The following is a 26,022-nucleotide window of genomic DNA, read 5'->3' as shown; positions in this document are numbered from 1 at the left end:
TCCTCCTTCTCAGGCCTGGTTTCGGGGTGCCCCGGCGCGAGCCCGAGCCGCCAGTTCACCAAGCACCAGAGAGGCGAGCCTCAGCCCGAAGCTGGCCGTCACCGTCATGACGGTGCCCAGGCCCGCGCCCTGGGGAAGCTTCGCCGCCTCCTCCGGCGGGAGCTTGCGCAGGGGCTCCGTGGAGAAAACCGCCGTGACGTGAAAGCGCTCGGAGCGGCCCTTCGCGCTTCCCCGGGGAAAGCCGTACCGCGACCGCAGCTCGCGCCTCAGCGCCGCGACGAGGGGGTCGGACCTGACGTCTGCCACATCGGCTGCCTGGATTTTCCCAGGATCAACCCGACCCGCCCCTCCCCCGCTCGTCACCGTGAAAAGTCCCCTGCCGTGGCCCCAGGCAATCAGGGCGGCCTTGGCGCGTAGGGAGTCGATGGCATCAATCAGCACGTCGGCCAGGGGCAGCTGCTCGTCGATGCGATCCGCTTCAAGCACTGTGCAGAGCCCCTGCACCCGGCAGTCCGGGTTGATCAGCCGGACGCGCTCGGCCATCAGCTCTGCTTTGGGGCGTCCGTAGGCCCCGTCGAGGGCGTGGCACTGGCGGTTCGTGTTGCTCTCCTCGCTGACGTCGCCGTCGACCAGGGTAAGGCGGCCGACGCCGGCCCTCGCCAGCGCCTCGGTCGCCCAGGATCCGACGCCGCCCATGCCGACTACGATGACGTGCGCCTGCTGAAAATAATGAGCGGCAGCGGGGCCGTACACCCTTTCGATGCCGCCGAACCGCCTCTTGTCTGTTGTTGTTCCCATGGGTTCGTTCCTGTGGCTGCCGGCATGCTGTTCCGGGACGGAAAGCAGCCGGAAGAAATGTAGCGCAACTGCTTTTAGTTGCGGTAAAGTGATATTAAGCCTGAACCCGGCGCTGCAAGGGATTTAAGGCCGGGTTCTGTTCTTTACCGGACTCAGTTTGCGGATCCCGCAGACAGATTAAAGAGGCCACATATGAAGATCCTGCTCCCGATTGATGGCAGCGAGTACAGCAAAAACGCCATCGACTTTGTCGCTTCACGCACAACGCTTCTTGGGACCAATCCCAAAATCGAGCTCCTGAACGTGCAGGTGCCTCTGCCGGCCCGGGCAAGCCGCCTGGTGGGCCGCGAGGCGCTAGACAAGTACTACAAGGAAGAGGCTGACAAGGTTTTTGAAGTCGCGAAGAAATCCCTTAAACGCAACGGCATCGAAGTGGCGGAAAATTTCGCCGTTGGAGCGCCGGACGAAAAGATCGCAGCCGAAGCTGAAAAGCTCGGCGCCGACCTCATCGTAATGGGTTCGCGCGGTCTCACGCCTCTCAAGGGGCTCTTCCTCGGCTCGGTCACCACAGGCGTGCTCGCCCGCACCAAGTGCCCCGTGTTGCTGCTGCGCGGCAAAGAGTCTCCGACCACCGATGCCCTGAGAGTCGGCATCGCCGTCGACGGCTCCAAATACGGCCAGGCCGCAGTCGACCACGTCCTCAAGGACCGTGCGCTGTTCGGCAAAGATGCGAGCTTTTTCCTGATCAACGTGGTGAACGACTATGCGGGCGCCGTCATGCCCGACATGGCCGGCATGGCCCTGCCCGCGCTCTCCGAGGACGAGATCCTAGAGCTGCAGAAAAAAGAATTCGCCGAAACTGTTTCGCCGCTGCGCCCGCTGTTTGCCAATGCAGGCATCACGCCCAAGGAGGTCTGCCTGGTCGGCAACCCGAGCGATGAGATTGCGGCTTACGCCAAGAAGAGCAAGCTGGACATCCTGGTGATGGGCTCCCACGGCTACACCCGGTTCAAGTCGGCCGTCATGGGCTCCACCGCCACCCATATCGCTGCCGAAGGCAACGTTCCGCTGCTCATCATCCGGGCCGGGGATTCCACGCCCCCCGACGCGGCCTGAGACCCTGATGCCTGCCGCCCGCGCCCGGCGGCGGGCGCAGGCAAAAAAATTCCCCCGCCCTGATCCGGCGGGGGTGTGTTCGCCGCGGAGGAGCGTCTTTCCTTAGAAGGGGATGTCCTCGTCCAGGCTGTCCACGTCACTGACCGGAGCCGCAGGCTTCGGCGCAGCAGCGGGGGCCGCGTGCGGCGGATTCAAATTCTGGCGCTGTGCGGACTCGAATCCCGCGGGCGCATCGCTCTGAGAGGGCGCCGAGCCGGCGTTGGCGCGGGCGCCAAGCTGCATGGACTCTCCAATAATCTCTGTTGAATATCTTTTAACACCGTCCTTTTCGTAGCTGCGGGTGCGCAGGCGGCCTTCTATATAGACTTCGCTACCCTTCTGAAGGTACTGCTGCGCGATTTCAGCGGAACGGCCGAACAGGACGACGTTGTGCCACTCGGTCTCCTCCCTGCGGTTTCCGTCGCGGTCCTTGTAGCGCCGAGAGGTCGCAACGGCCAGATGGCATATGGGGGTGCCGCCTTCCGACGCATAGCGCGTCTCGGGATCCCGGCCAAGGCGGCCTAGCAGAATGACTTTGTTTACTGATGCCATAGTTTTCTCTCGTACACGTGATAAAAATGAAGCAGGCCGTCCTGTTTGCTCGGGAGGACCATGCAGGGAATTATATGAGCGTTGTGGGGAAAATCCCGCAGTTTAAAAATCGAATTTTAAACCGCCGCCCTTTCGCCCCGGATGCGGCTGCCTTATCATCCCTGCTCTGAGGCCGCCGTCAACTTTTTTCCATGAAACCCATCCTACCCGAGCGCACGCCGCTCACCGAAGACCTGCGGCACCAGTTCCGCGAATCCCAGCTGCTTGGCGCAGTCGGGGCGATCGGGCTTGTCCTTCAGGCCGTCGCAATAGGACTTTTTTCGGGCCTCACCATAGGCATCTTCCGGCTCGCGTACTCAACCCTCAACGCCACCTCCGTCCAAAGGGCGACGCAATGGCTCGATATGGGATGGAGGGGGCTGGCCATCATCGCGGCGTGTCTCGCGGCGCTTTGCCTTCTGTCGGGACTGCTGCTCAGGATCGAACCCATGATCGGGGGCAGCGGCATCCCCCAAGTGGAGCTCGCCCAGGCGGGCAAGTACCCTCCCATGATCTGGTACCGCGTGCTCGCGGCCAAATTTCTCGCCACGCTTACTTCGCTCACAGCCGGCTTGTCAGTGGGCAGGGAAGGACCCTGCATTCAGATGGGAGCAGCCATAGGCGTCGGCGTGGGCAGCTTCTTCCACGGCCGGCACGCCCAGGACATGCACCGCTATCTCAGCGGCGGGGCCGTGGCCGGCATGACCTCCGCCTTCTCCTCCCCGATCGCGGGCGTACTTTTCGCGATCGAAGACATGCGCATCGTGCTCGACCGGCGCATGTTCCTGTTCCTCTTCATCGCCGCCCTGACGGCCTGGGCTTCTGTGAGCGGCATTCTGAACCTGCCCCTGGTCATGCCTTTCTCGAGGCTTGAAATCCTCTCTCTGGGGCAGACCTGGATAATCCTGCCGTCCTCCTGCCTCATGGGGGCGCTAGGAGCCGCCTACAGCCGGGCGCTGATCGGCTGCACCCTGTGGGAGGACCGCTGCACTCAGTTAACCGGCTGGAAGCGCCTCGCCCTGCCCTTTTTCTTCTCCGGCGCCCTTCTCTACGCCTACCCCACGGTCCTCGTCGGCTTCGGGCCGTCGCAGGTTGGACTTGAAATGACCAGCCTCACGCTTGCCTCGCTTGCCGTTCTCTTTCTCGTAAAATCGGCTTTTTCCTGCCTGAGCTTCGCCTCCGGAGCTTCAGGCGGCATCCTGATGCCTATTCTCATGGCGGGAGCCGTCGCGGGCTCTGCCTGCGCCAAAGCGCTGCTGTTTTTCGGACTCATTTCAGAACCCCAGTACGGCACCGCCATGGCGGCCTGCATCGCGGGATTTTTTTCCGCCGTCGTAAGGACGCCGCTTTGCGCGGCGGCGCTGCTGCTGGAGATGACCGGAGCTTGGTCGAGCTTCCCCGTCATTGTGGCCGCGTCGCTCATCTCCGGCTGGATCGCAGACGCGACCGGCACGCGGCCTGTTTATGAATGCCTGCGCAACCGGATCCTCGAGCAGCAGGCTAGAGCCCGGGAGGCTTGAACGTCCATGCAGATTTTCGGCGCCAGAACCCACAACCTCAAGAACATCTCCCACGACCTGCCTCAGGGCCGGCTAATCGTCATCACGGGTCCCTCAGGCTCCGGAAAGAGCTCACTGGCCTTTGACACTATCTACGCCGAAGGGCAGAGGCGCTTTTTGGAAGGGGTCACGGGATTCGCCAGGCAGTTTTTCACGCTGCTGCCGCGCCCCGACGTCGACTCCATCGATGGGCTCTCGCCCACAATTGCGGTGCGGCAACTCACCAAGGGTGGCTCCCCCTTGTCAAGCGTCGCAACCTCCACGGGAATCGCGGAACTCCTGAGACTGCTTTTTGCCAGGGCCGGCACCCCGTGCTGCCCGATCCACGGCATCGAACTTAAGGCCACTCCGATTTCCTCCATGGCCTCCAGAATTCTCGAATGGCCTCAGGAAACGCCAGTGCTTGTGCTCTCACCGGTCGCCTTCGGCACCGGCTTCGATTTTCCCGAGTTCTTCCGCCGCATGGCTTCCCTTGGCTTCCAGCGATTCCGCGTCGACAGCACCATCACGCTCCTTCACGAAATCAACTCTGAAAGCTTTACCGCATCGCCTCCCGGCCGCTTGGACATTGTCGTCGACCGCCTCAAACTCCGCCCGGGCTCCCGGGCAAGGCTGAGCGAGAGCCTGGAGCTCGCCGCCAGCCTCTCGGGCGGCAAGGTCGGAGTCATGCACTACAGAACGGGCGAAGAGCTGCGCTTTTCCACAAATTACAGCTGCCCGGAATGCGACTTCTCCTTCTCCAGGCTCGAGCCTTCCCTCTTTTCTTCGCTGAGCCCTCAAGCGGCTCCGGCAGAAGCGGCCCCAGGGGATCGAGAGGCTGCGCTGCACGTTTTTCTTGGCTCCCCGAAAGGCCCGAACTACCCCGCTCTACTGTCCCGCACCCTGTCAGACTTCGGAGCTTTCTTTGAAACCCTGAAGTTCGAAGATGCGCGGGCCGCCATCGCCGATCCCGTGCTTCAGGAAATAAAGGCCAGGGCAGGATTCCTCATTCAAGCGGGCCTCGGCTACCTTTCGCTCTCAAGAACGTTGGACACGCTTTCACGGGGCGAAGCTCAGCGCATACGCCTGGCCGCGCAACTGAGCACTCGGCTCTCCGGCGTCACTTATGTTCTGGACGAACCCTCCGCGGGCCTTCATCCCGCTGAAAACAACCGGCTGATTAACACGTTGCTCAGCCTGCGGGACCAGGGCAACACCGTCATCGTGGTGGAACACAGGGAAGAAACCATGAAGGCGGCAGATTATCTGGTGGATATGGGCCCCGGGGCCGGAGAGCACGGTGGAAGGATCTGCGCGGCCGGGACACTCAGGGAGGTCATGGCCTCACCTTCGTCCCTTACCGGAGCCTTTCTGTCAGGCAGAAAAAAAATCCCGCTTCCGGACAAGCCCCGCGCCCCGGGCAAGACCTGGATCACCATCCGCGAAGCCCGGGCAAATAACCTGAAGGGCATCAGCGTGCAGATCCCCGAGGGCTGCGTCACAGCTGTCACCGGGCTGTCCGGCTCCGGGAAATCTTCTCTGGTCAACAGCGTTCTATACAAGGCCGCTTCCCGGGTGCTCAACCACGCCGAAGGCACAGACTCGGTCGCCTGCGCCGGCATCGAGGGACTTGAAAATTTCAGCCGGGCCCTCATGGTCGACCAGTCTCCAATAGGGCGCACACCTCGTTCGATCCCTGCATCGTACCTTGGCCTTTTCCAGCTCATCCGCGAAGTGTTCGCTGAAATGCCCCTGGCGAAGGAGCGAGGATACGCGGCCGGTCGGTTCAGTTTCAACATTCCGGGCGGGCGGTGCGAGACCTGCCAGGGCGAGGGCATACGACAAATCAAAATGCAGCTGCTGCCCGATGTGTTCGTTCCCTGCGACACCTGCCACGGAACCCGCTACAACAGTGAGACGCTTGAAGTACGCTACAAGGGCTTGAACATTGCCGAAGTGCTAGACCTCACCGTTGAGCAGGCCATGGAGCACTTCAAGGCCAGACCCGCCATCATGAGAAAACTCCGGGCTCTTGCTGATGTCGGGCTGAGCTATATTCATCTGGGCCAGCCTTCCTACACACTTTCCGGCGGCGAGTGCCAGAGAATCAAAATCGCCGCGGAACTGGCACGACCGGACGTTGGGCGGACCCTCTACATTTTTGACGAACCCACGATGGGTCTTCATATGTCGGACATCGCGGTGCTTTCAACCATATTCCAAAAGCTCTGCGATGCGGGCAACACCGTCGTGCTGACTGAACACGAACCACAGATCATCGCCTCATGCGACTGGGTGATTGATCTCGGCGGGCGGGGGCCGGAGGGGGGCTGGTTGGTTGGAGAAGGGACACCGGCCTACATCAAATCCTTGCCGCAAAGCCTCACTGGAAAATTCCTGTGAGAACAATCAACCTCTGATATGCAAACATTTTGGCAACTTTTCGCGCCAACTGTGAAGGTTTAATTTCAAAAACCACAATTGCTCTTTAAGCATCACCTCTAGTGAACACTATTGTTCTCAGTTATGCGATTAATCAGAGGATTTCTCACGATTTGCAAAATCTTCTCTGACACACATACCTACAAAAATTAAGTTGCTCAGCTCCCTACACTATTCCCCACGTGCGTGGGGATGTTTCATCTTTTTCCATTTTCCGGCATGTCCCGCATCTGTTTGCCGACCTTCAGGTAACCCACTCTTCGGACCCAAAACCATTCCGATCCATTCAGGAGATTCATCTGGGAGCGAATTCGGCCCCGTTCCTGCCCGAGACCTTCGGCTTTCTTCTTTCCCCTGAACTGGTTCGACTGCTACAGCAATCGGCTACGGCTGCCCCTTATGGCTTCGACAAGCACGTTTTTGACATAAAAGGGCATCACCTTGAACAGGTTCTTCACGGTATACCGGGAAAGGCTGGTACCCACAGCCCTGATTTCAACACAGCGGCATAGTCTGGAAGGCTTCTCCATGGAGACAGGTTCCTTCCGGGGAAAATTGACTTGACTTTCAGTACAAAATACTCAAAGTCTCTGAAGCCGTATGCCATTCGCTTGAGCACTTTGATCGCATTGTTCGCTCCTTCAAGGGGGCCGGTACCCCGTTTGAACTTCCCGGCATTGACAATGCCTTCTGCGCGGCGGCCGAGCATTTTGGCAAATCTCCGTGCTGGACTGAAATCATGTTTCTCAGCTGCAGCCTCCTGCAGGTTTTTTGTTTTTTGTAATTCCCCACGAGCCAGAACCTCCGAACGGCAGCACCATATTCTTCGGATTAAATCGGCAATCGGGTAGAGGGAAGCCAGCAGCTCGTTGTCGGCCTTCAGACGGTTCAACTGCTCCTGTCTGTCGACCTGCAGATCGTCCGGCCGCCGCGCAAGCACCCATTCCGCGCTTTTCAATGGCTCGCTGCAGGCTGCTTGCGAACGAGAGCGATATTCGATTTGAGGTAGTTCTTCCCGCTATTCCTTGAAGAACCTAGAAAAGTCATAAAAAAAGCGGTAAGCTTTTGATTCGCTTACCGCTTTTTATGGGTATTTGGTGGCGAGTCAGGGACTCGAACCCCGGACACAAGGATTATGATTCCTCTGCTCTAACCAGCTGAGCTAACCCGCCAAAGAGAATATTATTCTGCGCCGAAAATTATAAAAAGTCAAGCGCCGTACTTTTCATCTCAGCGGAAACTCCAAAAATGATCGACCGGTCCGTATCCTTCACCAACGTTAATGTTCCCGGAATGGGCGATCGCCTCGCGCAGGTAATCGTGCGCCTTCCTGGCTGCCGCCCACGGGCTGTCCGACTGCGGGAGAAGCGCCGCCAGGGCGGAAGACAGCGCGCAGCCTGTTCCGTGCGTGTTTTTCGTGCAGATGCGCCCGCCCTCGAAACGCCTCATTTCCACGCCGTCGAAAACAACATCGATGACCTGTGATCCGTCCAGATGTCCGCCCTTGAGATAAACAAGAGCTTTCCTCCCGCAAAGCTCCCAAAGCCGCCCTGCCATCTCGGGCATATCTTTCGCTTCCGGGGCCCCCTGCTCCCCGAGCAGCACCATCGCTTCAGGCAGATTCGGGGTCACCACGCTGCACAAAGGAAGCATTTCCGTTCTGAGGGCTTGGACAGCCGACTTGCTTAGGAGGCATGCCCCGCTTTTTGCCACCATGACAGGATCGAGAACGATATGGTGCGGCGAGAATTTTTGCAGCTCCTGTGCCACCGCAAGGATCGTCTCAGTACGGCTCAGCATTCCGATCTTGACAGCATCGATGGCAACGTCGCTGAAAAGCGTCTCCATCTGTAGCCGGATGAAGTCCGGCGAAACATCCTGAATGCCGCTCACCTCGCGCGTGTTCTGAGCGGTCAGTGCTGTCACCACGCCGCAGGCATAGGCCCCGAGGGCGCTGATCGTTTTGATATCCGCAAGCAGCCCCGCGCCGCCTGAAGGATCAACACCCGCGAGGCTCAGTACGTTTGGAATTCTCCGAGAGGCTCTTTTTTCCATAATTTGTCCAGATAACCCATAGTGATCCGGGTTGCGCCGACATATCTCGAGGCGAATTTGAGCGAGTTGGCAGAAAGGTCTTCCAGAAGCTGCGGCTGGTCAAGCCAGGAAAGAGCCTCTGCAAACGCCTCACCGCAGTTTTTCACCTGGCGGGCCGCATGCATCGCCAGAGCGTTCGAGGCAGCCTCGGAAAAATTGAACACGCTGGGCCCCAGAATGACCGGCACGGACTGGGCGCAGGGCTCAATCAGGTTCTGGCAGCCGAAGTCAAGGAAGCTGCCGCCCATGATCGCCTCGTCAGCGAGCCCGCAGTAAAAAGACATCTCCCCCATCGAATCTCCCAGCAGGACTTCGGTGTCCGCTCCGAGATCCTCCGGTGAACGCAGTGCGCTGCGCGCCTGAACGCGGATTCCCGAGAGCTCAAGGAGTTTTTTCACCGCCGAAAACCTCTGGGGGTGCCGCGGTACGAGAATCAGAAGCGCCCGGCGATTTCTGAAGTCCTCCCTGTAACGGGGATAGGCCTCCAGGAAAGCGGCCTCCTCCCCCTCTCTGGTGCTCGCAAGCATCACGCCAGGCCTTCTTATAGCGGCCTTCCAGCCCTTCGCCTTCTCCACCTGCGCGGGATCAGGCCGGATATCGAACTTCAGGCTTCCCCCCACTGCGATCCGCTCGGCCCCCAAGCGCTGCAGATTAGCCGCGTCTTGCTCGGACTGGGCGAGAATGACGGAAAATCGCCGGACCGCCTCGCCCATCAGCCGCGGCACGCGCAGAGCCTGCCTGAGACTCTTCATGGATTCCCGGGCATTGACGAGAGCCATCGGCACTCCCCAGCGCTGCGCCTCCGCGAGCATGTTGGGCCAAATCTCGGTTTCCATCACTATGCCGAGCGAAGGCTCCGTCTCACGGAAAAAGGCCGACATCGCCTCGGGCGTGTCATAAGGCAGATAGCACTGGCAGATGCGGTCGGGAGCAGTGTTCACAATCCTGCGGCCGGCTTCACGCCCTGTAGGAGTCATATGCGTGAGGAGGATGTCGCACTCAGGCCACTGTTTCAAAATGGAGGCGACAAGGGGCCGCGCGGCATTGGTCTCACCCACGCTCACGGCATGAATCCAGACCCTGGGGCAGCCTCTGGGAGTCGGATACTGAGACAAACCGAACCTTTCTCCCCAATAGTTTCGGTAGGCCGGCTGTCTGCGGCTTCTGTACAGGAGATAGCCCATCGCGGCGGGCACCGCAAGCCGTGTGAGAACCCTGTAGCCGTTCAACCCGATATTCACCGAAGAAACTCCTCACAATACCGAATGATTTCATCGGGCAGAGGCATCTGCCCCGGGCCGCCCGCATTGACGTACAGCCCGTCGCCGACAATCGGAACCTTCTCGAGCGAAGTCTGGACGAAAATGCCAATCGTCGGACGCCCGAGCGCCGCGCCCAGATGCGACAGCCCCGTATCCACGCCGACCACGATGGCCGCGCCCCGCAGGACAGCGGCCAAGTCCGCGAGGGCCAGGCGCGGGGCCACAAGACTGCCGGGTATTCCGGCCGAAAGGCGCTGCACACGCAGGCGCTCTTCCTCGCTGCCCCAGAACAGGACGCACTTCAGCCCCCGTCCGGACAGATAGGAACCCACCTGCAACCAGTGCTGCTCAGGCCAGAGCTTTCTGCTCTGGCTTGTGTTGACTGCAAGAGCGGCATACGGAGCTTCAATTTGGAACGTAGATTCGCTCGCGGTCCTCAGCCCGAACCTTGGTCTGCCTTCCGGCTTGTAGCCGAGAGCGGCTCCCGCCAGTGCGCGGTACCGGTTGACTGCTCCGACGGTTTCCGGGATGGAAAAACGAAGCTGAGGACTGTAGGCCAGCGCCGCGGGCTTCTCTCTCACCGTCTGAAAGGAGAACCCCGCCGCCGGAGCACCGGCCCAGTGCGCGACAATCCCCGTGCGGATGAGTCCCTGCAGGTCGATGACAAGGTCATAGGCGCCTTCTCGCACCTGCCGTCGGACCGCCGCGATTTCCGCCCAAGTCCTGCCTTCCAGCAGATGCTTCTGCCAGCGCCTGAAAGCGGTCACCACAATGCTGTTCACCCGGGGCGAGAGCACCGGAATGTCCCGAAAGCTTTCCTCGACCACCCAGTCAATCCGGGCTCCGGGAAAATGCTCGGCAATATCCTGGGCAACCGGCAGCGCATGGACCACGTCGCCCATTGATGAGGATTTAATGACAAGCAGCTTCATTTGGCGAGCCTGGAAGGACGGCGGCTGAGGATCCCCTCAGCCTCCAGTGAAAGTTTCTTTCCATACTCGACTCCGGGCTGATCAAAGGGATTGATACCGAAAAGTGTGCCCAGCATGGTCGTCTTATGTTCATACATCGCCATCAGGGCCCCAAGTCTCCGGGGAGAAAGCTCGTCGATTGCGATCGTCGTCACCCCGTTGAAGTATGGACTCAGAGGATCGCGCGTTACCAGAGCCTCGGCCTGGGCGCGGGCATTGGCCGTGAGGACGCGGTGCTGCTCCAAGTGCTTGTGGCCCGGCTTTTCACACCAGATCATGTCCACGCTTGTACGGCCGGTGCCCTCGCGCAGCCACTGGTAGAAGGAATGCTGGGACTCGTCGCCGTGGCCGCCCCAGACGCCCTGCCCGGTATAGCCGACAATGGGCGTGCCGTCGGCCGCTCGGGTCTTGCCGAGGCTTTCCATCTCCAGCTGCTGCTCCCAGGCCACGAACACCCGGAGCCGCTCGTCGTAAGGCAGAACGCACTGCAGCATGATGCCGAGCCGGGTGGCGTTCCAGTATGAAATGAGGCATATGAGCGCCGAGAGGTTCCGCTCAAGCGGCGTGCGCGCCACATGGCAGTCCATCTCGTAGGCTCCAGCCAGAAATTCGTTGAAAACTTCGGGACCCAGGGCTATGACGTCCGCGAGCCCGACGGAGCCCCAGACGGAAAACCGGCCGCCCACCCAGTCCCACATGGGGAAAAGGTTCTCCTCAGGCAGACCGAGAATCGAGGACGCCTGCTCGTTGGCCGAGGCGATGACGACATGGCGGACGCGGTCTGCCCCAGCAATCCCGGCTCCTGCGAGCCATTTGTCGAGTTCGGCCGCATTGACGAGGGTTTCACGCGTGTGGAAGCTCTTGCTTGAAACAATGATGAGCGTCCTGAAGGGATCGAGGGGACCGACAATGCGGTCAAACGTAATGCCATCGGCGCCGGGCAGAAAATGAACCCGAATGGGGGGATTCACTGCACGGAACGCATGGTAGAGCGCCTTGGGCCCCACTTCAGAGCCTCCGATGCCCACGTTGATGATGTCCGTGAAAGTCTCGCCCCTGCAACCGGTTATCTGTCCGCTGCGGATCCCCCGCGCGAAAGCGTACATTTTTTCACGGGCCTTCTGCACTTCGGCGAAGTGAGGCGCGGACGGATCCGGCGAACGCAGCGACGTGTGCAGCGCCGCCCGGTGCTCAGTCGTATTCACCTCTTTGCCCTGCATCATGGCGAGGTGCGACTCCATCAGCCGGCGGTCCTTGGCAAAGGCGATCAGCCTCTGGAGATCCTCCTGGGTGAGCCTCTGACGCCCGATGTCGAGCCTCAGTCCGCAGGCCTCAAAAGCGACCACTCCCTCGCTGTCGCGAAGGAAAGGCAGAATGGTCATTGATACAGCCGTCATGGCAGTGTCCACCCGTTCGAGGTTTAGAAAGGAAGCTTGATGTCCGGCGAAATGCGCCTGAGGGCTTCCCCGAAGACCTTCTTGATCCGGTCAAGGGCCTGGACAGTGTCGCCCTCGAGTCTCACGACAACCACCGGAGTCGTATTGGAGGCGCGGGCGAGCGCAAATCCGTCCTTCCACTCCACCCGCAGGCCGTCAATCCGAATCTCATCAACGGCGTCAGGAAAATGGAGCTCCTCCTGGATCCTCTGGACGAATTTCTTATTCTCTCCTTCGGCCATCGGGATCTGAAGCTCCGGGGTGTTCTGCGCCGTCGGCAGGGCGTGCAGCACAGCGGAAGGATTGCTGCTGCGCGACAGGATCTCGAGCAGCCTCGCGCCCGCATAAAGTCCGTCGTCGAAGCCCGGCCATCTCCCATCGTTGAAGAACAGGTGCCCGCTCATCTCCCCCGCAAGAGGAGCGTTCGTTTCATGCAGCCGAGCCTTGACGAAGGAGTGCCCCGTCCGGCTGATAACCGGCCTGCCGCCATGCTCCCGGATCCAGTCGACGAGCCTGCGGGTGCACTTCACGTCGTAGATGATCTGACTGCCGGGATGCTTTTTCAGGATATCTTCGGAAAAAAGCATCATCTGACGGTCGGGGTATATGATCTCCCCGTCCTTGGTCACGACTCCGAGGCGGTCGCCGTCCCCGTCAAAGGCAAGCCCCACTTCCGCGTCCGAATTCCGCAGCTCTGCGATCAGATCCTGAAGATTGGCAGGCTTGGACGGATCGGGGTGGTGATGCGGAAAGTGTCCGTCAATTTCGGTGAAAAGCCCCGTGACGCTGCAGCCGATCTTCCTGTAGAGCCTCATCGCAAGCGGCCCGGTCACGCCGTTGCCTGTATCCAGCATGACTTTCATGGGGCGGCAGAGCGAGATGTCTCCCACAATCTTTTCGAAGTACGGGGTCTCCGCGTCCTTTCGCTCCACACGGCCCTTCCCGCATCCGCGGCGCCAGTCCTCCTGCTCAACCCTCCGGCGGATGTCCTGGATCATCGCCCCGAAAAGCGTTCTGCCGCCCATCATCATCTTGAGGCCGTTGTCGCGGCTGGGATTGTGGCTGCCGGTCACCGCGACTCCTGAGCCCGTCTTGAAATAGTGAGTGGCGAAATACAGCACAGGAGTGGGCTCCATGCCGATGTCGTACACATCGGTGCCCGCGCCCGCGATGCCGCGGATCAGAGCTTCGGCAAGCTCCGGGCTCGAAAGTCTGCCGTCGCGCCCCACGCAAAGGGCGGGCACGCCCTGCTCAAAAGCCAGGGTCCCCAGCACGAGGCCCACCTGCTCCACGACCTCTGTCGTGAGGTTATCGCCCGCAACGCCGCGGATGTCATACGCCTTGAAAAGGCTCGGATCCAGTTTCTTCATGATTCAAACGCTATAAGACCATTCTCCAGAGTGGCTAAGTTTAACGCCTGAGGCCGGCGCCCACAGCGTCCCCGCGGGCCCGCTTTCCTTCGCCAGCCAAAGAGAAGCGGCGTTTCGCCCGGCGCGAACTTGCCACTACAATGGCACTGTCGCGTTTTAAAGAAAAGGAGAGCCCTGTGGCCGAGCCTGTCAGATTTCGGAAAATTCTGGTTGTCGGAGACGCCATGCTGGACCAATACTGGTTCGGCGACGCCTCGAGAATTTCCCCGGAAGCGCCGGTTCCCGTCGTCCGGATAGCGCGCAAGGAAGAGCGCCTCGGGGGCGCGGCCAACGTTGCCCGGAACATCGCCGCCCTGGGCGGAGAAGCCTCGCTGCTCACGGTCGTGGGCCGTGACGAGGCGGGCGAACATCTCGCGAAGTTGCTCGAAGCGGCTCGCGTGCGCCCGCTGCTGCATTTCGACCCCAGGCTCGAGACGACGGTGAAGCTGCGCATTATCGCAAGGCAGCAGCAGATGCTGCGGGTGGATTTCGAGAACCTGCCGCACGAGGAGATCCTGCTGGCCCATCTCGGGACGTACGAGCGCGAGCTGCCAAACCACGCGGCTGTTCTCCTTTCCGACTACGGCAAGGGCGGGCTCTCCCACATCAAGCGCATGATCGAGCTCGCCCGGGCGATGGGCAAGCCCGTGCTCGTCGACCCCAAGGGCTCCGACTACAGCCGCTATGAAGGCGCTTCCATCATCACGCCGAACCGGGCGGAACTCGCGCAGGTGGTGGGCGCCTGGAATTCGGAAGACGAGCTCACCGACAAGGCCCAGGGTCTTCGCACAAAGCTCGGCCTGAAGGCGCTACTGCTCACACGAAGCGAGGAAGGCATGACGCTCTTCACGGAGCGGGGACGCTATTCCGTCCCGGCCCAGGCACGCGAGGTCTACGACGTCTCCGGCGCCGGCGACACGGTCATCGCCGTGCTCGCCTCCTTGATGGCGGCCGGTGTCCCGCTTGAAAAATCAGTGCAGGTCGCCAACAGAGCGGGCGGGATCGTGGTGGGCAAGCTGGGCACCGCGACCGTCTCTTTTCAAGAACTGTTTCCCAAAGGAGTCATTGAATGATCATCGTCACAGGGGCCGCCGGCTTCATCGGTTGCAACAACACCATCGCCCTCAACAAAAAGGGCTTCACGGACATTCTGGCCGTCGACAACCTGACTCGAGCCGACAAATTCCTGAACCTCTCGGAGTGCCAGATCTCCGATTACATGGACAAGCACGACTTCATTGACCTCGTGAAGGCCGGAAAGATGCCTCGCCCGGAGGCCGTATTCCACCAGGGGGCCTGTTCCGACACGATGGCATCCGACGGCCGCTACGTGATGGACAACAACTACCGCTACACTCTGGAGCTCTACCACTGGTGCCAGAGGGAGCGGGTGCCGTTCATCTACGCCTCTTCGGCCGCCACCTACGGAGCACACACCACTTTCGTGGAGGATCCGCGCAACGAGGGGCCGCTCAATTGCTACGGCTACTCCAAGTACCTCTTCGACCAGGTGCTGCGCCGCGATATCGCCGCGGGCCGCATCACCGCCCCGGTAACCGGCATGCGCTACTTCAACGTCTACGGACCGCACGAGCAGCACAAAGGCAAGATGGCCTCGGTCGCCTTCCACCAGTACTTCCAGTTCCGCCGCGATGGCTTTGTGAAGCTCTTCGAGGGCTGCCTTGGGTACGGCAACGGTGAGCAGATGCGCGACTTCGTCTACGTGGGCGACGTGGTGGCCACAATCATAGGATTCTTCGAAAAGCCCGCAACCGGGATCTTCAACGTGGGAACCGGACGGGCCCAGCCCTTCAACGACATTTCTCTCACCGTCGTGAACACGCTGCTGCAGGCCGAAGGCAAAATCAGCGCTCCCCTCTCGCTCGAAGAGGCGGTCGGGAAGGGTTATATCCGCTACATCACATTCCCCGAGGCGCTCAAGGGCAAGTATCAGGCCTACACGCAGGCTGACCAGACCAAGCTCCGGGCGGCGGGCTGCACCACGCGCTTCAAGTCCGTGCAGGAAGGCACTGCGCTTTACATGCAGGACCTTTTGAAGCGCTATCCGAACCCGTAAGGGCCTGCGGAGCACTCCATGAAGGCAGTGTTTCTTGACCGGGACGGCGTCATCAATGTGGACCGAGCCTACGTGCACCGCATAGAGGACTTTTCCTTCGTCCCGGGCACCCTCGACGCCTGCAGGCTGTTCCGGCAGCAGGGTTTCCGCCTGTTCGTTGTCACCAACCAGTCAGGCATCGGACGTGGTTATTTTTCCGAGCAGGACTTCTCGAAGCTCACCGAGTGGATGCTGGCCGAAATGGCCCGGGCCGGGGCCGAAATTGAAAAGGTCTATTTCTGCCCCCACCACCCCGAGGCTGCGATTCCCCGATACAGGAAGGTCTGCGGCTGCCGCAAGCCCGCCCCCGGCATGATTGAAGCCGCCATACGGGACTTTGGGATTGACCCCGCCAGGAGCGTCATCTTCGGCGACAGCCTTTCCGATGTGCAGGCCGGAAGCGCAGCGGGGCTGGCCGAGCGCGTGCTGCTCGGGAAAAACGGGGCCGGGCGTCCTGCGCTCGCACCGCCGGCGACTGCGTCCTTCAGAAACCTGCTCGAAGCTGCCCAAAGCAGCTGGTTTCATTTGTTTTGCAGAAGGATTTCCTCATGAGCAAGCATTTTCCCGCGCCGTCCTTTGAGAAAAAAATCGTCTCGGGGGAGCGCCTGCGGGAGGCCGTGCAACGGCTTCCCCGCCCCATCGTCATGACAAACGGCGTTTTCGACATTCTCCACCGCGGCCACGTCACCTACCTCGCCCAGGCGGCCGCGCTCGGTGCGAGCCTCGTCGTCGCGGTGAACTCCGACGCTTCGGTGCGGATGCTGGGCAAAGGCGATGACAGGCCTGTGAACCGCGAGGAAGACCGGGCGGCGGTCCTCGCCGCCCTCGAATCCGTCTCGCTGGTGACGATATTCAGCGATAAGGTGCCGCTAGAGCCAATCGCCGCTGTCCGCCCCGACATCTACGTGAAGGGCGGGGACTACGAGGTCGAGGACCTCCCGGAGGCCCGTCTTGTTGCCTCCTGGGGAGGCAAGGCCTGTACCATCGCCTTCGAATTCGAACGCTCAACCACGGCGCTGCTTAAAAAGATCAGGGGCGGAGCAGGAAAATGACCCGCGAGGCGCCTTTTAGCCGCGAAAGCCTGTACGCCGTCGGCGACCTTCACGGCTGCCTCGAGAGCCTGCAGCAGCTCCTCGCGCAGCTGCCGGGCCGGCCGCAGCTCATTTTCCTCGGCGACCTGGTCAACCGGGGGCCGCAGTCGCTCGAAACGCTGCGGTTCGTCAAAAAACTAGAGGAGTCCGGACGCGCGCAGTGCCTGCTCGGCAACCACGACCTGCACCTGCTGTGCGTCGCCGCGGGCCACGCCCGGCCGCACGGGCGCGACACCATCGCCCCAATCCTCGAGGCCGCAGACTGCGGCGCGCTGATCGACTGGCTGCGCCGCCAGCACCTCGCCCTCTACCGCGAGGACGCCCTGTTCGTCCACGCGGGAGTCCATCCAGACTGGAGCCTCGAGCAGGCGCTCGGGCTCGCCCGAGAGGCGGAGGAGCAACTCTCGGGGCCGGGCTGGAAGGACTACCTGCGGGACATGTACGGGGACACCCAATGGTCCGAGGGGCTCGCGGGGGCCGCCCGCATGAGGGCGATCCTCAATGCCTTTACCCGGATCCGGTTCATCGACCGCAGGACCAAGGAGCTCAATTTCAGCGTGCGCGAAGGACTTGCCCAGGCTCCGGCCAGCCTCGAGCCGTGGTTCGAGCAGCAGGACCGGAAACTGCGCGGCGAGCTCATCGTGTTCGGCCACTGGTCCATGCTGGGCCTCATGATGAAGCCCCGGCTGATCGCCGTTGACACGGGCTGCCTCTGGGGAGGAACGCTGTCGGCGGTGCGTATGTCGGACCGGAGGCTTTTCACCGTCAGAAGTCCGCTCTGGAGGAAGCCGGGAGGAGCCTAGGCTCCCGCCTTGCAGCCCGCCGCCGTCTCCCGGGGCAGGGAGGTCCCGTCTGCCGGGTCGGCCACGCCCAGTCCTTCGGACATCACTCGGGAGGCTTTGCGGCAGAGCTGATGGCGGTTCATCCCGTCGACAGAAAACCGGGGCAGCACTTCCACCTCGATGGCCGCGTCCCGCGTCGTCACGACGTGCCACAGGCACCGGAAAATGGACATCTGTCCCACGTAGGCCATGCGGGTGGTTTGTTCACCCCGCTCGGTATAGCGCAGCACCAGCGGCTGGATGTCCGCCCCCGAGGCGACCGCCGCTTCAAACAGATTAGAGTGCAGCGGCAGCAGCCGATCGCCGGGGCTTGTCGTACCCTCGGGGAAGAAAATCACATTCTCGCCTTTTTTAAGCGCGAGCTCCATCTGCTCGAGGATCCCGAGAATGCCCCGCTTGTTCTTCCGGTCGATGAATATCGTCCGGACGCCTCTCGCGATGGAGCCAAGGAACGGCCAGCGGCCGATCTCGGCTTTTGCCACAAAGCGGGAGCACAAAAAAGCGTCAACTGCGAAGATATCGAGAAACGAAGTGTGGTTGCACAGCAGCAACAGCCCCGTTTTCCCGGGCTCCTCATAGCGGAGCTCAGGCCCCTTCAGGCGCAGCCCGATGCCCATGCTCGCGAGGAGCCTGCGGCTCCATAGCTGCACGAGCCGGCGGTATTCCTGCTCGCCCTTTCTAGGAAAAACACAGGCGGCGATCACCACCAGGAAGGGAATCATCAGGATCATCCTGATGAAGCGATAAAGTCCCACTGCGTAGTTCATTCGTAACCAAGCTCCCGCCCTTGAATCCTTGCGTCCATTAATTAAACAAGTCCGTTCTCGCCGAACCACTGCTGCAGAATGACGGCGGCCGACATGTCATCGATTTTTCCCCGCCCGTGCTCGACCTCGACCGAGGAGTAGCGCTCGTCGACCCGATAGACCGGGAGGCGGTACCGCCCCTCCAGCTGCCGGGCGAAGCGCTCGGCTCGCAGGGTCATTTCCTGGCGCGAGCCGTCCGTTTTAAGCGGCACGCCGACCACTAGGGCGTCCGGCTGCCACTCTTCAATCAGCCGCGTCACCGCGGGCCATTTCTCGGCGTTGGTTCGGGCGGAAAGGATCTTCAGAGGCTGCACGGTCGCCGTGAATGTGTTGCCGACTGCGGAGCCGATCCTTGCCAGGCCGAAGTCGAAGGCGAGCACAGTGGCCGGCAGGGCGGAGCGCTGTTCAGGCATGGCCGGCCTTTCCGCTGGAGAACTGCAGCGCCTGCATGTCCAGCCCGAGCAGCTTCAGGGCCGCCTCATAGCGCTGCTGCGGCGGCACATCGAAAATGACGGCGGGATCCGCCCCCACCGTGATCCAGTCCCCCGCCACAAGCTCCGCCTCGAGCTGCCCGGGCTCCCAGCCCGCGTACCCGAGGAAAAAGAGCCGCTTCGCAGGGCCTCTGCCCTGAGCGATATCCTCGAGCACGTCCTTGGAAATCGTGAAGACGAGCCCGTCGGTCACCTGCTCGGAGAGCATGTAGGCGCGTGCCCGCTCGTGCAGCACGCAGCCTCTTTCCGTCTGAACCGGGCCGCCGATGTAGACCGCGTCGGGAATCTCCACGCCCTCTTTGGCGCGGATTCCCGTTTTTTTCAGGACCTCCGACAGCGCGAGGCCCGTAGGCCGGTTGATAACCACCCCCCGAGCTCCCTGCTGGTCATGGCCAAGCACATAGACCACGGTCTGGGAGAAGTTGGGGTCTCTGAGACTAGGCATGGCCACGAGGAAATTGTTTTTCAACGACTGTTCTGTCATATCCAAAAGCCTCTGCCGGAAGGCCGCGCCGGCGCGCAGCGCGGCCTAAAAACTCTGATGCCGTTTTACCATAACCGGGGCCGCCCGCAGCGGGCCGCCTCTGTCACGACCGGGGGCCGTGCAGGACATTGGCTCCGTCGAACACGGGGATGAACCGGGACTCCGCCGTGTGTCCGACCTGAATATAGCAGTGTTTGATCCTCAGGCTCCGGGCGAAGCGCACCACCTTCTGGTACTCGAGCGTGAGAAGCCTGCGGTTGATTTCCGGGTGGCGGCTCGCCTTGTAAAGAGGCATGTATTGGTTCATCAGGCTCAGGTACACCTGATCGCCGAACTCATCCCAAAGCCACTGGACGCATCTGCAGCTGTCCTGCCAGTGCCCGGGCAGGATCAGGTGGCGGACAAGAACTCCGGAGGCCATGAGCCCGCTGTCGTCAAAGCGCGCCGGGCCCGCGATTTCGAACATCCGGCGGATCGCCTCGGAGGCCCGCTCGAAATACTGCGGAACGCCCGAATATCTTTCTCCCAGCCGGGAATCGAAGTACTTGAGATCCGGCATAAAGATGTCGACGAAGCCCCTCAGCCTCTCAAGGACTTCTGGCGAGTCGTAGCCGTTCGTGTTGTAAGCCACACGCAACCGCAGACCGCCGCGGCGGGCGATCCGCAAAGCGTGCAGGATGTTGTCCACATAGTGTGTCGGCGTCACGAGCTCCAGGCAGGAGGCCTCGCGGTCCTGCTGCTCCAGAAAGATGTCCGCGAGGCGCTCGTCGGAAACCTCGATGCCGCGGCCCTCAGAGCTGATCTCATAGTTCTGGCAGAAGCAGCAGCGCAGATTGCAGTGGGCGAAGAACACCGTGCCCGCGCCAGCCTCGCCCGAAATGCAGGGCTCCTCCCACTTGTGCAGCGACACAAGCGAGACTTCCGCCCGGTTCCCCGCCCGGCACAGGGCTCTCTTAATCTGGGCTGAATTTCCCCTGTCGACGCGGCACTTTCGGGGACAAAGCGTACAGCTGACCGGCATGAATAGACTCGCTCCAGAACCGGGGAGACGGCCATCGCGGGTCTGTGTCACAAATTTGCCCGCTCCGGGCTCCCCTTAAATAATTAAAACCTTTAAAATTATATATTTTTATAAAATCCACAATTTCACCGGGCTCCCGGACGGGAAATCCGGCCGCCACCAGATAAAAACCGTGACTGCGAAAAAAATTTACATCAGATCCTTCGGCTGCCAGATGAACGAATACGATTCAAACCGAATCGTGGACCTCATGACGGGCGGTTGCGGCTATGAGAAGACTGCGACCCCGGAGGACGCCGACCTCATCGTTTTCAATACCTGCTCGATCCGAGATAAAGCGCAGCAGAAAGTGTATTCGGAGCTCGGGCGCATCAGGCACCTCAAGGAAGAAAACCCCGGTCTCAGGATCGCCGTAGGCGGCTGCGTCGCAAGCCAGGAGGGCCGCGCAATCATTGAGCGCGCCCCCTTTGTGGACGTGGTGTTCGGTCCGCAGACGCTGCACCGCCTGCCCTCCCTGCTCGACCAGTGCGCGCACTGCCGCCGCTCTCAGGTCGACGTGAGCTTTCCGGGCATCGCGAAATTCGACTATCTGCCCCGGCCGCACGTCGATGGCGCAGCCGCCTTTGTCTCCATTATGGAAGGCTGCTCGAAGTTCTGCACCTACTGCGTGGTTCCCTACACGCGCGGCCAGGAGCTCTCGCGCCCGGTCTCGGACGTGATTCGGGAAATCAAGGAGCTTGCCGACCAGGGCGTCTGCGAAATCACCCTTCTCGGTCAGAACGTCAATGCCTACCGGGGGACGCTGCCTGACGGCGAGGAGATCGACTTTGCGATGCTGCTTGAGCTCATCTCCGCGCTTGACGGCATAGAGCGGATCCGCTTCATGACCTCCCATCCGTCGGAGTTCACCCCGAGGCTGATCGACGCGTTCAGGCGGCTGCCCAAGCTCGTGAGCCATGTACACCTGCCCGTGCAGTCCGGTTCCAACCGCATTCTCGAACTCATGAAGCGCGGCTACACCGCGGAGCGCTTCGAGGAAATCGTCCGGGGCCTGAGGCAGGCGCGGCCCGGCATCTGCATCACCTCGGACTTCATTGTGGGATTCCCCGGAGAGACCGAGGAGGACTTCGAGCAGACGATGGAAATGGTCGAGCGGGTTGGATTCGACGCGAGTTTTTCTTTCGTCTACAGCCCGCGCCCGGGCACTCCCGCGGCCTCCATGAAGGACGACACCCCCCAGAGCGTGAAGCTCGAGAGGCTGCAGAGGCTCCAGAAGGCAAACGACGCTCGTGCGGCCGCCATCTCCGAGGCGATGGTCGGTACCCGGCAGCGGGTCCTCGTCACGGGCATGAGCCGCAAGGGCGGCGGAATGCTCGCCGCGAGGACAGACAACAACCGCGTTGTGAATTTCAAGGGGAACCTCGATCTGCTCGGCAGGATGGTGGAGGTCCTCGTGACGGAGGTCCGGGTCCACACCCTCGCCGGCGAACTCGCCGGGAAGCCTGCCGGAGCCTAAGAAGAGATTCAATGGAAACGAAAGACAAGGAAAAAAACGCAGGCCTGCGCCGCATCGAGTTCTCCGCAGACGCGGACAACACGTCGCTGGCCAACCTCACCGGCCCGCTTGACTCCAACCTGCGCCAGATTGAAACCATTCTTGACGTGGCCATCAGCAGGCGCGGCAGCCTTTTTCGGGTGAGCGGGGAGTCCGACCGGGCCCGCAGGGCGGTGCACGCTCTGCAGAGGCTGCTCGCGCAGGTGCGCTCGACAGGCCGGGAGCTGTCCGTGCAGGATCTGCAGCTGTTCTTCGTCTCTGAAAAATCGGAGGCCGAGGGCGGCGGGTCCCGGGGCGCGGTCCTGAAGACCCGCAGGAGCGACCTCCAGGGACGCACGCCGCGGCAGAAAGACTATATCGACGCGATCCAGGCCCACGACATATCCTTTGCGATCGGCCCTGCGGGAACCGGAAAAACCTACCTCGCTGTCGCCTCGGCGGTGGACGCTTACGAGCGCAACACGGTCGAGAGGATCATCCTGTGCCGCCCGGCGGTCGAGGCCGGCGAGCGGCTCGGGTTCCTGCCGGGAGACCTCGCGCAGAAGGTCGACCCCTACCTGCGCCCCCTCTACGACGCCCTTTTTGACCTTCTTGGCTTTGAGAAGACGCGTTCGCTCATTGAGCGGCAGACCATCGAGATCGCGCCGCTTGCCTACATGAGGGGCAGAACCCTCAACAATGCCTTCGTGATCCTAGACGAGGCGCAGAACACGACCCCGGAGCAGATGAAGATGTTCCTCACGCGCATCGGCTTCGGCTCAAAGGCCGTCATCACCGGAGACGTGACGCAGATCGACCTGCCGCGCGGCACGAAAAGCGGGCTCATCCAGGCCCAGCACGTGCTCGCCGGCGTACGCGGCATCTCCATTACCTATTTCACTGCGGCGGATGTTGTGAGGCATCCGCTGGTCGCCCGAATTGTCGAGGCATATGAAAAGTATTCAAAAGACCATGAACGAGAAAGCCCGGACCATGACTGAGCCCCGAGTGAGCGTCGAGTTCCAGCAGCGCGAGCTCTTCCCCGAGCTCCCCGATGAGAAGACGATGGCCGCCTGGGTTGCGGCCGCAGCCGAGCGCGACGTGGAGATCACCATCCGATTCGTCGACGAGGCTGAGGGGTTTGATCTGAACAGCCGCTACCGCCACAAGGATTACGCTACCAACGTCCTCACCTTCGACTACGAGCACGAGCCCGTGGTGAGGGCGGATCTCGCCATCTGCGTGCCGGTTCTCGTACGGCAGGCGCGCGAGCAGGGCAAAACCTTTCTCGCTCATCTCTGCCACCTGATCGTGCACGGCACCCTCCACGCCCACGGCTACGACCACGTGACCCAGGAGCAAGCTGACGTTATGGAGCCCCTCGAGATCCGAATTCTCCAGAAGATCGGCTTCGAGGACCCCTATCAGGACCGCGGCGAGCAACCGGCAGACTCTCAAAGGCGTCCCCTCCCATGACACAAGACAACGGCGGCCGCGGGCCCGAAGACTCCGCGGACAGCAGCTTTTTTCACCGCATCGGCGCCTTCTTCCGTGACGAGAGCGAGGACGGCGACGCCGCCAAGCAGCTTCAGTCCGCCATGCAGAACGCCCGGGCGAAGGGTGTGATAGGCGAGGACTCCTTCAGCATGATGGAGGGCGTGCTCAAGATCTCGGAGCTCTGCGCCTCGGACATCATGATCCCGCGCAGCCGCATCAAGGCGATCAACCTCGACGAACCGCGGGAGCAGTGGATGCGCGAGGCCCGCGAAAGCGGGCATTCGCGCTTTCCGGTGATCGACGGGGACTTCAGCAACGTGATCGGACTGCTGCACGCGAAGGACCTCCTCTACTCCTTGCTAGACCCCGACTACAAGCCGAGGGAGCACCTGCGTCCGGTCAAGTTCGTCACCGAGACGATGGCTCTCAACCAGATCCTCAAGGACTTCAAGACCGAGAAGCAGCACCTCGCGCTGGTGGTGGACGAGTTCGGGGAGGTTGCCGGGCTGCTCACGATCGAGGACGTGATCGAGCAGATTGTCGGAGACATCGACGATGAGTTCGACACCGAGGACTCCGAGGCCAAAAACATAGTCCCCGAGGGGAAGAACAGGTGGCGCGTGAAGGCCGTCACGCTGCTTGAGCAGTTCAACGAATACTTCCACACCTCGATCAGGGACCCGCACTGCGAGACCATCGGCGGCATCGTGGCCGACCGGCTGGAGCGGATGCCGCGCCGCGGCGACAGCGTGGAGGCCGGAGGCTTCCGCTTCACGGTCCTTTCGGCCAATGACCGCCAGGTGAAGCTGCTGCAGGCCGAGAGGCTGCCCGCCCCGGCGCTGTCCCCGGCCCCTGATCGCAAATGAACGCGTCCTGCCTGCGCCTTGTTTCCGCCGCGGCTTCAGGGGGGCTCTTCGCACTCGCCTTTTTCCCGGGCAGCGGGGCGCTGGGCCTGCCCTGCGGGCTGTTCGGGACTGCTCTTTTTCTCGCCACGGCCTCCCGTGCGCGCGGCGCGGCCGCTGCCGGAGCCTGCGGCTTTTTGTTCGGACTCGCAGCCTATGGCGCCGGGCTGTCCTGGGTCTGGCACAGCATCCACTACTACGGGGGGCTGCCTGCGCCTCTCGCCCTTGCCGCCCTTCTGGCGCTTGGCGCAGTAAACGCGCTTTTCCCCGCAGCGGCGGCTGCTGCAGCCTCTCGGATCCCGTCCCCCGCCCTGCGGTGCGCGGCGGGGCTGCCCGCCCTGCTGCTGATCGCCGACTGGATCCGCGGGGAGGCCGTCAACTCCTTTCCCTGGATTTCGCTCGGCTACGCGCTGTCCGACACGCCGCTTGCCGGGTTCGCCCCGCTTGCCGGGGCCTACGGGGTGGAGCTCGCGGCCCTGCTGATCCTCGGCTGCCTTGCCGCCGCGGTCTCCCGGCAAAGTCCAAAGAGAAGGCTCGGCTGCCTTGCCGCGGCCGCAGCTCTTGCAGCAGCGGGGTACCTCGCGGACGGCCTGACCTGGTCCCAGCCCTCGGGAGAGGTCCTGCGGGTGAGGCTCGTGCAGCCCGATCTTCCGGTCGCCGGCGTCCCTGGGGCGCCCCCGCTCAGCCTCGGGACAAGGGTGTCGAAGGCGCTCGCGCTAAGCGGAGACGACCCCCGGGGCACGCTCGTGGTCTGGCCCGAGTCAGTGGTTGCAGCCCCGCTTGAACGGATCCCGCCCGCCCAGCTCGAGCGGCTCTTCGAGCCCTTTGCCGAGCGCGGGGAGTCCCTCGCCTTCAATGCTTTCTCGGAGTCGGCTCGCGGGGAGATCAGCAATTCCCTGTTCCTGTTCTCAGCAGCCCGGGGGCTGCAGCGCTACGACAAGCGCCATCTCGTACCTTTCGGAGAATACGTCCCGGCGGGATTCCACTGGCTGGTCGACGCGCTGGGCATCCCGATGAGCGACCAGCAGCCGGGGGCGGCCTCGCAGCCGGCCTTCAGTCTGGGCGGCATGGTGATCGCACCGATGATCTGCTACGAAAACCTCTTCGGCGCCGAGCTGCGTGAGTTCTGGCGAGCAGCCCCGGGCCCGGGGCTGCTGCTTGTGTCCTCGAACCTGTCCTGGTTCTCGCCCTCCATCCAGTTCCAGCACCTGCAGTTCAGCCGGATGAGGGCGCGGGAGACGGCCAGGCCCCTTGTCTCCGTCAACAACAACGGCTCCTCGGCCCTAGTCGGCAGCCGGGGCGAGATTCTGCTGGAGGCCGGCCCGGGAGCAGCCTCGCTTGCCGTATCGGTAAGCCCGGCCCTCGGCCCTGAAACCCCTTATGTCCGGTTCGGCAGCCTGCCTGCCGCGCTGGCCGCGCTCGGTCTGGCCCTATGGCTCGCCCTGCGGGAGCGGTTCAGAAAAAACAAAAAGACCGCAAGTCTTTAAAATGTCACATCTGTTTGTTCGAAACGCGGCTGCATGACGGCTGCCCGATCCCTTC

Annotated in this window: 24 protein-coding genes, 1 tRNA gene and 1 pseudogene; 13 read left to right on the top strand and 13 right to left on the bottom strand. The window is 62.0% G+C overall.

From position 1 onward, the window contains the following. Window positions 1-9: 9 nt before the first annotated feature. Entirely contained in the window at window positions 10-798 is a 789-nt protein-coding gene (locus tag MAF45_RS02355; protein ID WP_237977953.1) for a tRNA threonylcarbamoyladenosine dehydratase, read from the bottom strand. A gap of 192 nt (window positions 799-990) precedes the next feature. On the opposite strand from MAF45_RS02355, the gene MAF45_RS02350 reads away from it, so the two are divergent. Then, the gene (locus MAF45_RS02350; protein WP_237977952.1) at window positions 991-1,914 is read left to right on the top strand and encodes a universal stress protein; all 924 of its coding nucleotides are present in this window, start codon (window positions 991-993) and stop codon (window positions 1,912-1,914) included. A gap of 102 nt (window positions 1,915-2,016) precedes the next feature. On the opposite strand, the gene MAF45_RS02345 is transcribed toward MAF45_RS02350, so the two are convergent. Then, a complete protein-coding gene (locus tag MAF45_RS02345; RefSeq protein ID WP_237977951.1) occupies window positions 2,017-2,505 on the bottom strand; it encodes a single-stranded DNA-binding protein in 489 nt (162 codons plus the stop codon). Between the two features lie 191 nt (window positions 2,506-2,696). Between MAF45_RS02345 and MAF45_RS02340 the strand changes: the two genes are divergently transcribed. Further along, window positions 2,697-4,064: a chloride channel protein gene (locus MAF45_RS02340; protein ID WP_237977950.1), complete on the top strand. Its 1,368-nt coding sequence runs from the start codon at window positions 2,697-2,699 to the stop codon at window positions 4,062-4,064. 6 nt (window positions 4,065-4,070) lie between these two features. Then, the gene (locus tag MAF45_RS02335) at window positions 4,071-6,485 is read left to right on the top strand and encodes an excinuclease ABC subunit UvrA (protein ID WP_237977949.1); all 2,415 of its coding nucleotides are present in this window, start codon (window positions 4,071-4,073) and stop codon (window positions 6,483-6,485) included. Window positions 6,486-7,065: 580 nt separating this feature from the next. Here MAF45_RS02335 and MAF45_RS02330 read toward each other — a convergent pair. The 7 genes and pseudogenes from MAF45_RS02330 to MAF45_RS02300 form a co-directional block, all read right to left on the bottom strand. Continuing rightward, window positions 7,066-7,524: pseudogene (locus MAF45_RS02330) on the bottom strand (transposase); the annotation flags it as partial. A 95-nt stretch (window positions 7,525-7,619) separates the two neighbouring features. After that, window positions 7,620-7,696 (bottom strand) — tRNA-Met (locus MAF45_RS02325). Window positions 7,697-7,754: 58 nt separating this feature from the next. Beyond that, window positions 7,755-8,579: a bifunctional hydroxymethylpyrimidine kinase/phosphomethylpyrimidine kinase gene (gene thiD / locus MAF45_RS02320; RefSeq protein WP_237977947.1), complete on the bottom strand. Its 825-nt coding sequence runs from the start codon at window positions 8,577-8,579 to the stop codon at window positions 7,755-7,757. Then, on the bottom strand, window positions 8,540-9,859 hold the full coding sequence (locus MAF45_RS02315) for a 3-deoxy-D-manno-octulosonic acid transferase (protein ID WP_237977946.1): 1,320 nt from the start codon (window positions 9,857-9,859) through the stop codon (window positions 8,540-8,542). The genes thiD and MAF45_RS02315 overlap by 40 nt, the downstream gene beginning before the upstream one ends. After that, the gene (gene waaC / locus MAF45_RS02310) at window positions 9,856-10,812 is read right to left on the bottom strand and encodes a lipopolysaccharide heptosyltransferase I (RefSeq protein ID WP_237977945.1); all 957 of its coding nucleotides are present in this window, start codon (window positions 10,810-10,812) and stop codon (window positions 9,856-9,858) included. Before waaC ends, MAF45_RS02315 begins: the two co-directional genes overlap by 4 nt. Then, complete coding sequence (locus MAF45_RS02305; RefSeq protein WP_237977944.1) at window positions 10,809-12,248, bottom strand: phosphoglucose isomerase-related protein; 1,440 nt, start codon at window positions 12,246-12,248, stop codon at window positions 10,809-10,811. Before MAF45_RS02305 ends, waaC begins: the two co-directional genes overlap by 4 nt. A gap of 23 nt (window positions 12,249-12,271) precedes the next feature. After that, window positions 12,272-13,657, bottom strand: coding sequence for a phosphomannomutase/phosphoglucomutase (locus MAF45_RS02300; RefSeq protein ID WP_237977943.1), 1,386 nt, complete (start codon window positions 13,655-13,657; stop codon window positions 12,272-12,274). A gap of 140 nt (window positions 13,658-13,797) precedes the next feature. On the opposite strand from MAF45_RS02300, the gene rfaE1 reads away from it, so the two are divergent. From rfaE1 to MAF45_RS02275, 5 genes are read left to right on the top strand one after another with little or no spacing between them, the layout of a single operon-like run. After that, window positions 13,798-14,769, top strand: coding sequence for a D-glycero-beta-D-manno-heptose-7-phosphate kinase (gene rfaE1 / locus MAF45_RS02295; RefSeq protein WP_237977942.1), 972 nt, complete (start codon window positions 13,798-13,800; stop codon window positions 14,767-14,769). Then, the gene (rfaD, locus tag MAF45_RS02290) at window positions 14,766-15,773 is read left to right on the top strand and encodes an ADP-glyceromanno-heptose 6-epimerase (protein WP_237977941.1); all 1,008 of its coding nucleotides are present in this window, start codon (window positions 14,766-14,768) and stop codon (window positions 15,771-15,773) included. Before rfaE1 ends, rfaD begins: the two co-directional genes overlap by 4 nt. An 18-nt stretch (window positions 15,774-15,791) precedes the next feature. Continuing rightward, complete coding sequence (gene gmhB / locus MAF45_RS02285) at window positions 15,792-16,364, top strand: D-glycero-beta-D-manno-heptose 1,7-bisphosphate 7-phosphatase (RefSeq protein ID WP_237977940.1); 573 nt, start codon at window positions 15,792-15,794, stop codon at window positions 16,362-16,364. Further along, window positions 16,361-16,864, top strand: a complete 504-nt coding sequence (gene rfaE2, locus MAF45_RS02280) for a D-glycero-beta-D-manno-heptose 1-phosphate adenylyltransferase (RefSeq protein ID WP_237977939.1) — start codon at window positions 16,361-16,363, stop codon at window positions 16,862-16,864. Before gmhB ends, rfaE2 begins: the two co-directional genes overlap by 4 nt. After that, on the top strand, window positions 16,861-17,706 hold the full coding sequence (locus MAF45_RS02275; RefSeq protein ID WP_237977938.1) for a symmetrical bis(5'-nucleosyl)-tetraphosphatase: 846 nt from the start codon (window positions 16,861-16,863) through the stop codon (window positions 17,704-17,706). The genes rfaE2 and MAF45_RS02275 overlap by 4 nt, the downstream gene beginning before the upstream one ends. Here MAF45_RS02275 and MAF45_RS02270 read toward each other — a convergent pair. The 4 genes from MAF45_RS02270 to MAF45_RS02255 form a co-directional block, all read right to left on the bottom strand. Further along, entirely contained in the window at window positions 17,703-18,512 is an 810-nt protein-coding gene (locus MAF45_RS02270) for a lysophospholipid acyltransferase family protein (protein ID WP_237977937.1), read from the bottom strand. The two genes, MAF45_RS02275 and MAF45_RS02270, sit on opposite strands and share 4 nt — an antisense overlap. A 41-nt stretch (window positions 18,513-18,553) precedes the next feature. After that, window positions 18,554-18,964, bottom strand: a complete 411-nt coding sequence (gene ruvX / locus MAF45_RS02265; protein ID WP_237977936.1) for a Holliday junction resolvase RuvX — start codon at window positions 18,962-18,964, stop codon at window positions 18,554-18,556. Further along, window positions 18,957-19,526 carry a YqgE/AlgH family protein gene (locus tag MAF45_RS02260; RefSeq protein WP_237977935.1) on the bottom strand — a complete coding sequence of 190 codons (570 nt, stop codon included), beginning with the start codon at window positions 19,524-19,526 and terminating at the stop codon, window positions 18,957-18,959. The genes ruvX and MAF45_RS02260 overlap by 8 nt, the downstream gene beginning before the upstream one ends. A 103-nt stretch (window positions 19,527-19,629) precedes the next feature. Beyond that, the gene (locus tag MAF45_RS02255; protein ID WP_237977934.1) at window positions 19,630-20,547 is read right to left on the bottom strand and encodes a radical SAM protein; all 918 of its coding nucleotides are present in this window, start codon (window positions 20,545-20,547) and stop codon (window positions 19,630-19,632) included. A gap of 172 nt (window positions 20,548-20,719) precedes the next feature. Here MAF45_RS02255 and miaB point away from each other — a divergent pair, with 172 nt between their 5' ends. The 5 genes from miaB to lnt are packed head-to-tail and all read left to right on the top strand — an operon-like array spanning window position 20,720 to window position 25,967. Then, the gene (miaB, locus tag MAF45_RS02250; RefSeq protein WP_237977933.1) at window positions 20,720-22,063 is read left to right on the top strand and encodes a tRNA (N6-isopentenyl adenosine(37)-C2)-methylthiotransferase MiaB; all 1,344 of its coding nucleotides are present in this window, start codon (window positions 20,720-20,722) and stop codon (window positions 22,061-22,063) included. 11 nt (window positions 22,064-22,074) lie between these two features. Beyond that, the gene (locus MAF45_RS02245) at window positions 22,075-23,082 is read left to right on the top strand and encodes a PhoH family protein (RefSeq protein ID WP_237977932.1); all 1,008 of its coding nucleotides are present in this window, start codon (window positions 22,075-22,077) and stop codon (window positions 23,080-23,082) included. Next, window positions 23,075-23,557 carry an rRNA maturation RNase YbeY gene (ybeY, locus tag MAF45_RS02240; RefSeq protein ID WP_237977931.1) on the top strand — a complete coding sequence of 161 codons (483 nt, stop codon included), beginning with the start codon at window positions 23,075-23,077 and terminating at the stop codon, window positions 23,555-23,557. Before MAF45_RS02245 ends, ybeY begins: the two co-directional genes overlap by 8 nt. Next, window positions 23,554-24,444, top strand: coding sequence for a CorC family transporter (locus MAF45_RS02235; protein WP_237977930.1), 891 nt, complete (start codon window positions 23,554-23,556; stop codon window positions 24,442-24,444). Before ybeY ends, MAF45_RS02235 begins: the two co-directional genes overlap by 4 nt. Beyond that, window positions 24,441-25,967 (top strand): apolipoprotein N-acyltransferase, encoded by a 1,527-nt coding sequence (gene lnt / locus MAF45_RS02230; RefSeq protein WP_237977929.1) that lies wholly within the window; start codon window positions 24,441-24,443, stop codon window positions 25,965-25,967. Before MAF45_RS02235 ends, lnt begins: the two co-directional genes overlap by 4 nt. The last annotated feature ends 55 nt before the right edge of the window (window positions 25,968-26,022 follow it).

The organism is Mesosutterella porci (assembly GCF_022134585.1).
Taxonomy (GTDB): Bacteria; Pseudomonadota; Gammaproteobacteria; order Burkholderiales; family Burkholderiaceae_F; genus Mesosutterella; species Mesosutterella porci.
This window is presented reverse-complemented; position numbering and strand designations above follow the sequence as displayed.